10 protein-coding genes are annotated in these 13271 nt (G+C 64.3%); all 10 read right to left on the bottom strand.

Going from position 1 to position 13271, the window contains the following annotated elements; genetic code table 11:
* Positions 1 to 231: 231 nt before the first annotated feature.
* Positions 232 to 696 carry a GFA family protein gene (locus NKH54_RS15365; RefSeq protein WP_353028496.1) on the bottom strand — a complete coding sequence of 155 codons (465 nt, stop codon included), beginning with the start codon at positions 694 to 696 and terminating at the stop codon, positions 232 to 234.
* A 32-nt stretch (positions 697 to 728) separates the two neighbouring features.
* A complete protein-coding gene (locus NKH54_RS15370) occupies positions 729 to 1265 on the bottom strand; it encodes an isochorismatase family protein (protein WP_353028497.1) in 537 nt (178 codons plus the stop codon).
* A gap of 79 nt (positions 1266 to 1344) precedes the next feature.
* A complete protein-coding gene (locus tag NKH54_RS15375) occupies positions 1345 to 3354 on the bottom strand; it encodes an amidase (protein WP_352510851.1) in 2010 nt (669 codons plus the stop codon).
* A 232-nt stretch (positions 3355 to 3586) separates the two neighbouring features.
* The gene (locus NKH54_RS15380) at positions 3587 to 4969 is read right to left on the bottom strand and encodes an SEL1-like repeat protein (protein ID WP_353028498.1); all 1383 of its coding nucleotides are present in this window, start codon (positions 4967 to 4969) and stop codon (positions 3587 to 3589) included.
* 80 nt (positions 4970 to 5049) lie between these two features.
* A complete protein-coding gene (locus NKH54_RS15385; RefSeq protein WP_353028499.1) occupies positions 5050 to 6660 on the bottom strand; it encodes a WD40 repeat domain-containing protein in 1611 nt (536 codons plus the stop codon).
* A gap of 107 nt (positions 6661 to 6767) precedes the next feature.
* Positions 6768 to 7538 carry an exodeoxyribonuclease III gene (locus NKH54_RS15390; protein ID WP_353028500.1) on the bottom strand — a complete coding sequence of 257 codons (771 nt, stop codon included), beginning with the start codon at positions 7536 to 7538 and terminating at the stop codon, positions 6768 to 6770.
* 7 nt (positions 7539 to 7545) lie between these two features.
* Positions 7546 to 8190: an alpha/beta hydrolase family protein gene (locus NKH54_RS15395; protein ID WP_353028501.1), complete on the bottom strand. Its 645-nt coding sequence runs from the start codon at positions 8188 to 8190 to the stop codon at positions 7546 to 7548.
* A gap of 212 nt (positions 8191 to 8402) precedes the next feature.
* Positions 8403 to 9530 carry a tetratricopeptide repeat protein gene (locus NKH54_RS15400; protein ID WP_353028502.1) on the bottom strand — a complete coding sequence of 376 codons (1128 nt, stop codon included), beginning with the start codon at positions 9528 to 9530 and terminating at the stop codon, positions 8403 to 8405.
* Positions 9527 to 10432, bottom strand: coding sequence for a non-homologous end joining protein Ku (gene ku / locus NKH54_RS15405; RefSeq protein WP_023685883.1), 906 nt, complete (start codon positions 10430 to 10432; stop codon positions 9527 to 9529). The genes NKH54_RS15400 and ku overlap by 4 nt, the downstream gene beginning before the upstream one ends.
* Before the next feature lie 272 nt (positions 10433 to 10704).
* Entirely contained in the window at positions 10705 to 13191 is a 2487-nt protein-coding gene (gene ligD / locus NKH54_RS15410) for a DNA ligase D (RefSeq protein WP_353028503.1), read from the bottom strand.
* Positions 13192 to 13271: the final 80 nt, after the last annotated feature.

Here is a 13271-nt window from a genome sequence, read left to right on the forward strand (position 1 = left end):
GCGTTTCCCGTCCGCTCTGATGGCGGATTTCCAGGGAGCTTAGGGCGATCGAAACGTTTGCGCAATCGATTCGATGAAATTTTTAGCTGGGCTTATCTCCCCCCTCGAGGGGGAGATGTCGCCGAAGGCGACAGAGGGGGTCGCCGTGCGTGAAGCGCCAACCTTCCATCTGCAGCAAGGACGTCGAGCCCAGTCGCACCGACCCCCTCTGGCCTGCCGGCCATCTCCCCCTCAAGGGGGGAGATTCGCGGTTTCACCGAACTCCGCCACCAGCCCCTCATATTCCTCAAAGGCCGGCAGCGCCTCGTAACTGTGCACCGCAGGCGTCGTCACCCAGGGCAGTTTCTCGCTGGTCCATGTCTCGATGAACGGCGTGAACCAGCCGGGCTCGTCGAGCATGGTCGGACGCAGATTGACGAACCAATCGAGCCCTTCGGGGCGCGTGAACATCCAGCTCATGCAATGTGGGCAGAAGTAATGACGCGAGGCGCCGTGCAGCCCGCCGATCACCGGCTCGCCTTGCATGATTTCGAAGCCGTCGGAGGGGATGGCGGCGCTCAGCGAATAGGCGCTGGCCGACATGCGCTGGCAGCCGATGCAATGGCAAGCCATGGTCAAGAGCGGTTTTGCGGAAATCTTGAGCCGCACACGTCCGCAGCGGCACCCGCCTTCGGCCGGCAATTTCAGGGTTGGCACGGCAGTCTCCCAGTCTTCGAAGCGCCGGCGCTTCAGTCGCCGGTCAGCGCCTTCGTCGTCACCAGCGTGACGCCGGCATCGGTGAAGTCCGCATTGTACCGGGCGATGATCTCGGTCGCGGTTTCGCCTTCAGTGTCCAGCGTCGAGTGCGCATCGGAAACGACAGTGACGCCGAAGCCTTCGGCCAGGGCGCCCTCAACGGTGCCGGCGATGCAGAAATCGGTTTGCGCTCCGGCAAGCACGACTTCGCCGGCCCCCTGCCCGGCCACCCAGGCGCCAAGCTCGGCATTCGAGAAGGCGTTGCGGACGGTCTTGGAAAAGGTCGGCTCATGCTTGGCCTGGCCGAGTTCCGGCCACACTGGCCAACCCGGCTCGCCCGGCGCCAGCGGATCGCCGGCCGGCCCGTCATGCCGCACGAACGCGATTTTTCGCCCGCTGCGCCGTGCCCAGTCGATCAATGAGCGGGTACGCTCGGCTATGCCCGGCGCATCATGGATCGGCGGCTCGACGCGCCCGTCGAACATGTTGGTCTGGAGATCGATGACGATGAGGGGAGCGAGGTTTGGCATGGCGAGAAGATAACGCGGGCGATGGGAGGGTCAAGACGGCGAAGCTGCTGATCTCCCCCTTGGGGAGATTACATGTACCTCACCCGATTCCACCCGCGACCACGTAAGCACCAGCCGTGCGTCCATCCTCCAGCCGTATGACGGCCGTAACGATCGAGCCGTAAGCGCCTCGCCACACACTGTGCATTCTTTCGTGCTCGCCGGCGGGCACCAGGATGCGACCGTGAAAGCTTGTGCCGCTGCGCCGCAGAGCGACCGGTTCGCCATTGACGTGAACCTTGACGCCAGCGGTCTCCGCATCGAGTTCAACCGTCACGGCGATCTCGGCCTGGTCTCCTCGCCGCGTCGTCTCGGCAACAAGCGTAAGCCTCGGCGCCGGCGCATCGCTGGCCCGCAATCCACCAGGCCGCCCCGCAAACACATCGTCCGGCAATTCCGGCGTGCGCGGCGGGCTGGTGCGGCGTTGGGTGGCGCGCTCGTAATCGCCGGCGAGCCGCAGCAACTCCGCATCATCATAGGCCTTGCCCGCAAAGGTCAGCCCGACCGGCATGCCGATATCGGCCATCGTTCCCATAGGCACGGTGACGGTCGGAATGCCGAGATGACGCCACACCAGATTGCCGTTGGCAACCCAGGTGCCGTTGCGCCAGGCGATTGCTGCAGAGGTCTCGTTGACGTCGGCATCGGCCGGGCCGACATCGGCGACCGCCGGCAGCACGACGGCGTCGAGCCGGTTCGCGTCCAGCCAGTCCTCGAAGTCGATGCGCCGCGTCGCCTCCAATCCCTTCAGACCTTCCGCCAGCATTGGAATATCCAGCAATGGCGTCACGCCCTGTTTGGCGCGTGTGACATAGTCCGCCAGATCGAAACCGTCATCGCCATAGCGGTCCGGCAGCGCGCCCGGCGGCTGCGGGAAAATCTTTGGGCCGTCGACCGCAGCCAGGTCGGGGACCACCGGATCGGCATTTGCGCGCAGGAAATCGTCCCAGCCCCAGATGCAGAGATCCCAGATTTCGCGCTCTGCAAAGGCTTCCGGCACCAGCCCGCGTTCGACCATGGTTTTTGTGCCCGGACGGTCGCGCTCATAGTTCGAGACGACGGGGAAATCGACCTCGACCACCTCCGCGCCGAGCTTTTCCAGGTCACGCGCCGCCTGCCGCCAGAGGTCGAGCACCGGGGCGCGGGTCTCGATGGGTTTGGGCGCGCCGCCGTCGCGGCCGATATACATTTTCGGCACGCCGAGGCGTTTGCCTTTCAACGAGCCCTCCAAGGCGAGTGTAGTGTAGCTTGGCGGCCCGAGAGCAGCGCTTTTCGCGATCGAGACCCAGGGCTGCGCGCGCCAGAAATCGCCGCGCGTCTCGGTATCGTCGGCGACGATCACGTCGAGCAGTTCCAGCATGTCGGCGATGCCGCGCGTGTGCGGCACCACCACATCCATGGTCGGCACCAGCGGCCAGTTGCCCCTGACCGAAATGACGCCGCGCGACGGCGTGTAGGCGACAAGTGCATTGTTGGACGCCGGCGCGCGGCCGGAAGACCATGTCTCCTCGCCCAGCCCGAAAGCGGCAAAGCTCGCAGCGGTCGCGGTGCCGGAACCGTTGGACGAGCCGGAAGCGAAGGCGGCGGTCAAATAGTCGGCATTGTAGGGGCTCTCGGCGCGGCCATAGACGCCACGCTGCATGCCGCCATTGGCCATAGGCGGCATGTTGGTCAGCCCGATCAGCACAGCACCACCGGCCCTCAGCCTGGCAATGGTGAAAGCGTCCTCGTTGGCGACGAGATGCTCGAAGGCGGGCGAGCCGGCGGCCACCGTCAGGCCCTTCACCTTATAGCTGTCCTTGGCGGTGTAGGGGATGCCGTCGAGCGGCCCGAGGGTGGCACCATTGCGCCGCCGCAGGTCGGACGCCGCCGCCTCCTCGAACATTGCCGGGTTAAGCACCGGCACGGCATTGAGCGCGATGCCATGGCGGTCGTAATGCGCGATGCGCCTGAGATAAGCGCCCACCAGCTCGACGCTGGTGACGGTGCCGGCCTCCAGCGCCCGGCGCAGGTCGGCGATCGTGGCTTCGACGAGCTGGAGGTTGGGCATGGGATTCTCGAGATGCAGCGGCAAATGAGTCTTCGCATCGTGCGATGCGAGTGTCACGCCGCAAACGAAAGGCGTGACGGCGACGCTGCTGATCTCCCCCAAGTGGGGAGATGGCCGGCAGGCATAAGTGGCCTCCGAAATTGACTGATGAAAGACAGTTTTGGTATCCGCTGCCGATGTCCATTATATGACACGACCTCACCGACGTCATCGGCGTTGCCTGACCCTGAGCTCACAGCGTCTTGCTGTCGAACTGGCCTTTTTCCTTCATCATTTCGAGGAAGGTCCTGGCCTCCGCATTTCCGTGGCTTGCCGATGTGGAAAACCACTTGGCAGATTCCGGATAGTTCGGCTTGCCGCCGATCCCGGTGTAATAAAGCTTGCCAAGGTTGAGTTCTGCTTCGACATTTCCCGCCTTGGCTGCCTCCAGCAACCAGAATTCGGCGGATTTTTCATCCTTGGCTATCCCTCTGCCGCGGGCATAGGCAACAGCCAGGTACAGTTCAGACGAAACGTCCCCCTGCTTTGCGGCCTTGAGCCACCACGAAACGGCATCAGCGTCGCTCTGAGTCAGTCCGGCGCCCGTCCAATATGCCAGGCCGAGGTTCGCCTGCGCATAAGCGTCTCCCCGGCTCGCCGCCTTCAGCCACCAGAATGATGCTTCGGCATCACTTTTGGCAGTGCCCTTGCCCGTAGCATAGGCATAGGCCAGCGCAGACTGCGCCCGGACATTGTCCTGTTCCGCCGCCTTGACCAACCAGGCGAACGACTGGGCGTCGTCCTTGCCGATGCCTTTTCCCAATTCATACGCGTTTGCTAAGGAGTATTGCGCTTCCGGCACACCGGCGACCGCGGCCTTCATCCACCATTCGAAGGCCAGGCGGTCATCCTGACCGACGCCGTGGCCAAGCGAATACAGCGTGCCCAACAGAGACTGGGCATTCGGCTCACCCTTGTCGACCGCCTTTCGCACCCACGTCACGGCGAGCTGATCGTCCTTCTCAACGCCTTCACCGAGATAATAGGACCGACCGATGCAGTAGGCAGCTTCGGTACTGCCGCCATCGGCTGCCTTGCGCCACCAGGAGAGAGCTTGCTCATAGCTTTGCGGAACACCTTGGCCCTGCGCGTACAGGGTGCCGATGGCATAGTAACCATTCGCGTTGCTCTTGTCGGCCGACTGTGTGGCAAATTTTAACGCCAGTTGGTCGTTTCTTTCGACACCTCGGCCATGGGAATAGGCCTGGGCGAGCAAGGATGCCGCATCTGCATTTCCTTGCTCGGCTGCTTTGCCCCACCAGTAGGTCGCCTGCCTGTCATTTTGGGCAATACCCTGGCCACGCCAGTACATTAATCCCAGATTGTACTGTGCGTCAGCATTTCCCATGTCGGCCAGCACGGAGATCTGATGGAATTGCTCGCGATAATCCTTTGCCAGGACAGCCGCTTGAATCTTCTTAATGGCTGACCACTGCACATAGTAATTTCGGCCAGGCCCGAGCAGCACAAAAGCCGCCAGCAACACCAGAACGACGGTAAGGACCCCTCGGCGACGCGACGTGGGCGGGCTGTAGACAGGTGTATCCACTTTGGGCGCCCAGTCGTTGTTGCTCACCGTCCCCAATCCATTTGCAGCCACCAGTAATCCATAGCGCAAGCCAGGCTGTTCTGGAATATCCAAAGCATTTGATGTCGCTACTGCGGTGCGCCGGCGAACAGGATTTCGCCATCGCCGCCAGCCGCCGGCCAATCCCTGATGGTGCGATCGTCGCCGCCGGTGAGCAGCGTGCCGTCGGTGGCGAAGGCAACGGCGTAGATCGGGCCGGTGCGGCTGTCGAACATGGCGGCCTGGCCGCCGGTGCCGACATCCCACAGCCGCGCCGTGCCGTCGAGCGAGCCGGAGGCCAAGCGCTTGCCGTCGGCCGACAGCGCCAGCGTATAGACGGTGCCTTCGTGACCCTCGAAGCGGCGCAATTCCCTAAACGTGTCGAGGTCCCAGAGCTTGATCGTGTAGTCGCCGCTGCCGGTGACGACATGATGGCCGTCGGCGGTGAAGACAGCGCCGTAAGTGCCCTGCTCGTGGCCGTGCCAGCTTCGCAATTGCTTGCCGCTTTCGACGTCCCAGAATTTAAGCGTGCCGTCGATGGAGCCGCTGAGCGCGCGCGTGCCGTCGGGCGAGATTGCGACCGTGCTGATCGGCCAGTCATGTCCGGTCATCACATGCAGCACCGATTTGTTGACGAGATCCCAGACGATGACGTTGCCGGTGTCGTGGCCACTGACGGCGCGCTTGCCGTCCGGGCTGATCGCCAGCTTACGCACGCCGCCATTCGCGCCCGACGAGAAGACATGCAGCACCGCGCCGTCGGCAAGCTTTCGCAGCACGATCTCGCCATCGTCGCCGGCGGTCAGCGCGGTTGCGCCGTCGGGCATGAACAGCGCCGTGCGCGCCATGTCCTTGTGTTCACCAAGGTTGCGGATCAGCCGCTTGCCGGCGATGTCCCAGAGCTTGATCATATGGTCGGTGCTGGCGCTCATGATGTCGCGGCCATCGGCCGAGACGGCGAGCCAGACGACGGCGTCGCGATGGCCGTCGGGCTCGGTCGGCAGCGCCGGCGGAGGCGGCGGCAACGGCGCGACGGTTTGCGGTGGCGGTGTCGCCGGAGCCGGCGGTGGAGCAGTCTCCGGTGGCGGTGTCGCCGGAGCGACTGCGACTTGTGGCGGCCGAGGGGGAGCAGCCGGAGGCGTAGGCTGCGCCGGTTCCGGCGGTTTGGCAGCCTGCTCAGGCGGGGTTGGCTCGGGAGGCGTGGCGAGCGGCGGCGAACTCGGTGGAACCGCCGGCGTCGCCAGGTCCGGTGGGACGCCGGCGATATCCTGGCCCTTCGGCTCGGCTTTGGGCTCCCTCGGGGCGACGACCTCAGCGCCCGGGCCGGCGTCACGCGCCCAAGGGAAGTGGTCGGCCAGCAGCGCCAACACGGCGAGCACCGGCAACATGAGGAAGGCGCGCCGCCAGCCTGGGCGACCCTTGGATTCCATCTCGGCGTCGCGGCCAAAAAGCGGCGTTCCAGCAGGCTGGCTTCGCCGACCCGGCAGCAGTCCGGCCCAGAACAACAGGGCGCCAAGCAGGCAAAGCCCGCCGACGGTCAGGAACACCACCGGTCGCAGCGTGGCTGGGCCGTGCAGCATGTGGTCGATCCCGCTCCAGCTGAAATCTCTGTCGCCGAGCAGCAGATACGCCCGCACCAGACAAGCCAAAGCGGCCGCCAGCAGCGGAAGCGCAAACAGCCTTTCGGCCAACCTGTCCATCGGACTCCCCCTCCGGGTGCCGCACCTTGCTCATCATGCGGCCGCCGCAGCGAAACAAATAGCGCAAAACTGCGCCCACGAAAGTGGGCGCGATCACGCAGCCAAATTCACTTCAATTCGACCCATACCGGCGCGTGGTCGCTGGCGCCGTCCTCACCTCTGACATCGCGGTCGATGCCGGCAGCGGTGAGGCGGCGCGCCAGTTTCTTCGACAGCAAGATGTGGTCGAGCCGCAGCCCGGCATCGCGCGGCCAGCGGTCGCGGCGATAATCCCAGAACGTGTAGAGCGTTTCCTTCGGATGCTTCTTGCGGAGCGCATCGGTCCAGCCCTGCTCGAGCAGACGCTGGAACGACGCCCGGCTTTCCGGCTGCACCAGCGCGTTGTCGTCATAGGAGCGGGTGGCGTAGATGTCGCGCGGCTCGGGCACGATGTTGTAGTCGCCGACCAGCGCCACCGGCAGGCCGGTGTCGAAGAGTTCTGCGGCATGCGCCTCCAGCCTTTCATGCCAGGCCAGCTTGTACTGGAATTTCGGCCCCGGCTGCGGGTTACCGTTGGGCGCGTAGAGACAGGCGATGACGACGCCCGACACCGCCGCCTCGATGTAGCGGCTCTGCTTGTCGGCGGTATCGCCGGGCAGTTCGTCACGGGTCAGCACCGGCTCGGACCCGCGCGCCAGTATGGCAACGCCGTTCCAGGTCGGCTCGCCCTTCCACACCGCGCCATAGCCGGCGTCGGCCAGTGCCGTGCGCGGAAACTGCAGGTCGCGCGCCTTCAGCTCCTGCAGGCAGACGACATCGGGCTTGGCTGCCGCCAGCCACGCCAGCAGGTTTTGCAGCCGGCTGTTGACGTTGTTGATATTGAAGGTGGCGATTTTCATTTGGCGATCAGGAAACGATCCGCCCTGTCCACGCCTTCACCGTCCCGGCCAGCGTCTTCAGATGATCGGCGGTCGAAAACCCCGACACGCTCTTGCGCGGCTTCAGGTCGTGGTCGCCATCCTCCAGCCAGATCACCTCGATGGCTTTGGAAAGGCCGTAGGTCGCGACCTCTTCTTTCGTGCCGAACTCGTCGCGGGTGCCCTGGAAGATCAGCGTCGGCGTCTTGAGGTCGGCGAGATGTTTTGTCCTGAGTTGCTCGGGCTTGGCCGGCGGATGAAAGGGATAACCGAGGCAGACGAGGCCCGAAATCTCGCCCTTGGCGAACATCTCGTCGGCGACCATCGAGGCGACGCGCCCGCCCATCGACTTGCCGCCGATGATGAGCGGACCAGCGACGCCCCTCGCCCTCAGATCGGCGATGGCCTTGATGTATTCCGGGTTGACCGTTTCGGCGCGCGGTGGCGGCTTGCGCTGGCCATAGCGGCGGGCCGCCATATAGTGAAATTCGAAGCGCGCGACCTGGAAGCCGGCGGTGGCCAGCGCCTTGGCGGTGGCGGTCATCGAAGGCGAATCCATCGACGCGCCGGCGCCGTGGGCTAGCAAGATGGTGGCCGCGGCGGTTTCGTTACCGTCGAAGAGGAAGGCGGTCATGGGGTGCGCTGCCAGTAAAGGCCGAGTTCCTTCGCGCCCCCCTCTGTCCTGCCGGACATCTCCCCCTCAAGGGGGGAGATTGGCAGTTTCAGCGCCTCACGGACCTCGCGACGATAGTGATTGGCGAAAGCGATGGCGACATCCAATCTCCCCCCTTGAGGGGGAGATGGCCGGCAGGCCAGAGGGGGGCGCTCAAGCGCTGCCATTGCGCCCTACCCCGCCGTCCGTGCCAATTGCAAATCGACGAACTGTATCCCCTTTTGCGCCATGCGGGCCCATTCGCTATCCGCGTCGAGTTCGAGATAGCGCACCCAGTGGCGGCGGGCTTCAGCCAGATTGCCGGCGTCGAATTCCAGTCGGGCGAGGTTGAACACTGGATCGGCATAAGTCCTGTCGAGCGTGATCGCTTTTTGCAGATGCCGGCGCGCCGAGGCGATCTTGCCTTCGTCGCTCATCAGCCCGGCGAGGTTGAACCAGGCCTCGACGAACGCCGGATCGAGCTTGATCGCTCTTGCATAGTCATGCGCCGCGTCGGCCACGCGACCGGCGCCACGCAAGCAATTGGCGCGGTTGAACGCCGCGATGGCGTCGCTCGGATCGATGCTGAGGCAGCGTTGGTAGAGCGCCGCGGCATCGTCGTGCCGGCCCTCCTCTTCCGCGCTTTCAGCCTCGGCGAACAATTCTTCCAGCGTGTCGTCGCCGGCTGCGCTTGCGCTGCCGAGATCGAACAGCAGCTGGCCGTCGAGTTCGCTCTGGCCATCCTCGAGATAGATCTGATCGGGCCGGCCATGCTGCGAGCCGACATTGAGCGATTTGGCGGTGAGCGAAGCGACCGGACCGGAGCGATGCACGGAGCGCGCGATCGCGCCCCAGGATGCACCGCCGGCGACCAGCCCGGCATATTTGCGGGCAAGGATCAGATCGCGGAACGAGTAGGGTTCACAATCGTGCTCGAAGGCGTCGAACAGGCTGAGCAGGTCGAGGTCGGCACCGGACAGTCTGGACTGGTCGACGAGAGACTGCCTGGACAGCGAAGACGCCTCCGGCGCCTTCATCAGACCAAGCAGGCGCAGGAAGCCATTTTCGCTAACGAGTGTTCGGCCAGCGGAGCCCTCGGCTGCAACCCGGCGCTCGATCTCGGCATCGCCGCCCTTCGCCGTGCCGGCCTTGGCGATCAGCGTTCGGCCGAACACAACATGGCTGGTGCGCCTGGTGACGCCGCGCCGCAACTGGCCGTGCTGACGCTCCACCTCACGGGCCGCGAGCCGCAGCGGAAATGCCGCCAGCGCGCCGATGGCGCCGAAGACGGCGCCCGGGATTATACCGGTCGGCGCCGTCACCCCTTGCTCTTGCCGACGGCCTTGAGCAGATTGGCCTTCAACGGGTTTTCCTTGGCCGCACCCGCCTTACCCTTGGCGGCAGGTTTTTCAGCGTCGTCGGCCTTGCTCTTCGACTTGGCCGGCGGCTTGGCTGATTGCGACAGGCTCGCCTTCAACGCGTCCATGAGGTTGATGACATTGCCACGCTCGGGCGCCGCCGCAATGATCGGCTTATGGCCCTTCAGTTTCTCGCGGATCATCGTCATCAGCGCGATCTCGTAGCGGTCCTCATAATTCTTCGGATCGAAGGTGGTTTCCTTCTGCTTGATCAGCGCTTCGGCCAATTGCAGCATTTCGGGATCCGGCTTGCCAGCCGGGATGTTGCCGAAATATTCAGCCGTGCCGCGCACTTCGTTCGGGTTCCTCAAGGTGCAGACGAACATGCCGTTCTCGCGCGCGCCGATCGTCACCACGCGCTCGCGGCTGGACAGGACAAGGCGGGCAATGGCCAGCTTGCCGGATTTGCGCATTGCCTCGCGCAGCACGGCGAAGGTTTCCTCCGCCATGGCGCCATCCGGCGCCATGTAGTACGGCGCATCCTGATAAATGACGTCGACCTCGTCTTCGTCGACGAAGGCCTCGATGTTCATCGTGTGATTGGATTCGATGCGCACTGCTTCGAGGTCGGCCTCATCGATGATGATGTACTGCTTGTCCTCGTATTCGTAACCCTTGACCAGGTCCGCGCGCTCGACGAGGCCGAGTTCAGGGTCGACCGGCTTCATGTTGATGCGGTTGTGGGTCTTCTTGTGCAATTGGTTGAACGATATGCGCTCGCTGGTCGTCGTTGCCGGATAGAGCCGGACCGGACAGCTGACGAGGCTGAGCTTGAGGTAACCTTTCCAACTTGCCCTGGGCGCCATGATACTCTCCTACGCGGCCACGCACTGACATTTCAGACTGAGCATGATCTTACCGACAACCGGTTGCCACTTTTCGGGATCATGCTTACTGCAGCGCTTCGTCCAAAGGACGAATGGTGCTGCGGAAATCCTACACCGACCGGGCACGATACAGGCAAATCCCTAGCGAAATCTTCCAGTCGCCCTTAAGGTCCAAGGCCGAGAATAATTCAAATTGTCCGAAGCGTCGATGGACTTGGGTTCCTCGCCCCCATGAAATGGGGAGAAAAACCTTATTTGAAGGCCGGCAAATCCCTCGCGAAATCCTCCATGTCCGCCCAGGGGTCGCCCGAGGTCGCCAACAACCCCGGCAGCGAGGAATAGTTCAGATCCTGCGGCGCATCGATCGTCTCAAGGTCGCTCCAGCTCACCGGCGTCGACGCCGGCAGGTTGGTGCGGGCGCGCAGCGAATAAGGCGCCGCGGAGGTGTGGCCGCGCGCGTTGCGGTGATAGTCGATGAAGATGCGGCGCCTGCGGTTTTCCTTGCCCATTGTGGTGGTGAAAGTGTCGGGCGCGGTGGCCGCTAGGTGCGTGGAGATGGCGCTGGTCGCCTGGTGCAGCTTCTTCCAGTTCTGCTTTTGCGTCACCGGCACGGTTATGTGGATGCCGCTGCCGCCGGATGTCTTGGCGAACGGCACCAGGCCGAGCCGTTCCAATTCGCCCTTGATGTGGACGGCGGCCTCGACCACCTCGCGCCAGGCGATGCCCTCACCCGGATCGAGATCGAAAACGATCTGGTCGGGCTTGTCGAGGCTCAAGCGATGCGTGCCCCAGGTGTGGAACTCGACGACGCCGAACTGCGCCAGCGCCAGATAGCCTTTTGCTCCCTCGACCGACAGATAGGATTTGGTTTCACCTTCGGAGTTGGTGGCGTCAAAAGTGACCACCGACGGCGGCATGCCGGTGAAGGCGTGGCGCTGGAAGAAACAGTCCTTCGGCAGGCCCGTCGGGCAGCGCACCAGCGACACCGGGCGGCCCATAATGTGCGGCAGCATGAAATCGCCGACCAGCGCGTAATAGACGGCGATGTCGAGTTTGGTCGGCCCGGTCTTGCCGAACAGCCGCCGCTCCGGATTGGTCACCCAGATGGTGGCGAGATCGGCTTCGGCGATCAGCCGCTTGCGCTTCGGCGACACCGGCGTCGACAGGCCGACATCCCGGAGGCCCCGAAACACACCGTGGCGCAGCGAATTGTCCGCCGTTCGGTTGGCGTAGTGGATGCGGGCCGACAGCATCGGCCGCACCCATTTCATCTCGCGCATGATCTCGCGCGGCACACCCTCGGGGGCTGTCGCGCCGTCGCGCAGCGGCTGCAGCCGGGCCAGCAAGTCGCCCGCCGTAGCGGCATCGAAGCCGGTGCCAACCTTGCCGCGATAGTGCAGTTCGCCATCCGCGAATTCAGCCATGCCGAGTGCCGCCAGTCCTTCGGCCGCGCCGGAAACGGTGTAGCCGGCGATGATGAAATCGCCGGTCTCCAGCGCCTTGACCTTGGTCCAGGTCTTGGTGCGGCCGCTCTGGTAGATGGCGTTGGCGCGCTTGGAGACGACGCCTTCCAGCCCAAGGATCGAGGCCTGATCGTAAAGCCCCTGCCCGTCGCCTTCGACATGGTCGCTCAGCTGGATGGCGGAGTTGGCGCCCTGCCCGGCTAGCAGTTCGGCGAGCAAGGCCTTGCGTCTTGCGAGCGGCGCCTTGCGGAGGTCCCAGCCGTCGAGATGCAGCAGGTCGAAGGCATAGAAATGGAGCTTGCTGCCCGCACCCGCCGACAGCGCATCCTGCAGCAGCGCGAAACGCGAGATGCCCTTCTCGTCGAGTACCATGATTTCGCCGTCGATGATCGCCTTGCTGAGGGGCAGCCGGGCGAATGCCTGCGGCAGGTCGCCGTAACGCTTCGTCCAGTCGATGCCGCCGCGGGTGATCAGCCTGACCTCGCCATCGGCGATATGCGCCATGGTGCGGTAGCCGTCGAATTTTATTTCGTGCAACCAGAGTTCACCTGTGTCTTCCACTGGCCCACCCGGCGGCTTCGGCACCTGCGTGGCGAGCTGCGGCTCGATGCGCGACGGCGGATCGCCCCTGACAGCGCCGGGCAGCGCGCCGGGTTTCAGCGCGCCGGGTTTGGGCGGCAGGCGGGCCGGCTTCTTCGGCGGCGCCACCAGCTCCTCGATCCGCTTGCCGGACTTCACGCTTTCCGGCCGCGCTTCCAGGATGTCGAGGCCGGTATCGGCGGCGAGATCGCGCTCCTTGAACAGCAGCCAGTTTTTCTTCTCGCTGTCTTCGCCGGGCTTGGGCTTCAGACGGGTCAGCATCCAGCCGCCATTCAACTTGTCGCCGGCCAGCCGAAACTTGAACGCGCCGGTGCGCAGACTCTTGTCGACATCGTCCATCGGCGCCCAGGTGCCGGTGTCCCAGACGATCATCGGACCGCCACCATATTCGCCTTCGGGAATGACGCCTTCGAAGTCGATATATTCGAGCGGATGGTCCTCGGTCTCAACTGCGAGCCGCTTGTCGGCCGGGTTGAGCGAGGGCCCGCGCGGCACCGCCCAGCTTTTCAGCACGCCGCCGACCTGCAGGCGCAAATCGTAATGGTCGGCGGTGGCGTGATGCTTGTGGACGACGAAGCGGTTGCCGTCGCCTGAAATGAGCCCGCCCGCCGGTTCCGGCGTCTTCGTAAATTCGCGCTTGGCGCGATAGGCCTTGAGTGTTGGCGGGGTTGGCATGGGTCAGGCGGGAGCGGCGGCGGCGAACGAACCTTCCCTGCGCCGCGTTCCTGCACAGTGCTGTCCCGCCAACATTTCAA

The sequence above is a fragment of the Mesorhizobium sp. M1004 genome, assembly GCF_040318795.1.
Classification (GTDB): Bacteria; Pseudomonadota; Alphaproteobacteria; order Rhizobiales; family Rhizobiaceae; genus Mesorhizobium.

Coding starts and splice junctions, on each gene's coding strand:
- ligD (WP_353028503.1), bottom strand. CDS start 13,191: ATGCCAACCCCGCCAACACTCAAGGCCTATCGCGCCAAGCGCGAATTT.
- NKH54_RS15390 (WP_353028500.1), bottom strand. CDS start 7,538: ATGAAAATCGCCACCTTCAATATCAACAACGTCAACAGCCGGCTGCAA.
- ku (WP_023685883.1), bottom strand. CDS start 10,432: ATGGCGCCCAGGGCAAGTTGGAAAGGTTACCTCAAGCTCAGCCTCGTC.
- NKH54_RS15375 (WP_352510851.1), bottom strand. CDS start 3,354: ATGCCCAACCTCCAGCTCGTCGAAGCCACGATCGCCGACCTGCGCCGG.
- NKH54_RS15395 (WP_353028501.1), bottom strand. CDS start 8,190: ATGACCGCCTTCCTCTTCGACGGTAACGAAACCGCCGCGGCCACCATC.
- NKH54_RS15370 (WP_353028497.1), bottom strand. CDS start 1,265: ATGCCAAACCTCGCTCCCCTCATCGTCATCGATCTCCAGACCAACATG.
- NKH54_RS15385 (WP_353028499.1), bottom strand. CDS start 6,660: ATGGACAGGTTGGCCGAAAGGCTGTTTGCGCTTCCGCTGCTGGCGGCC.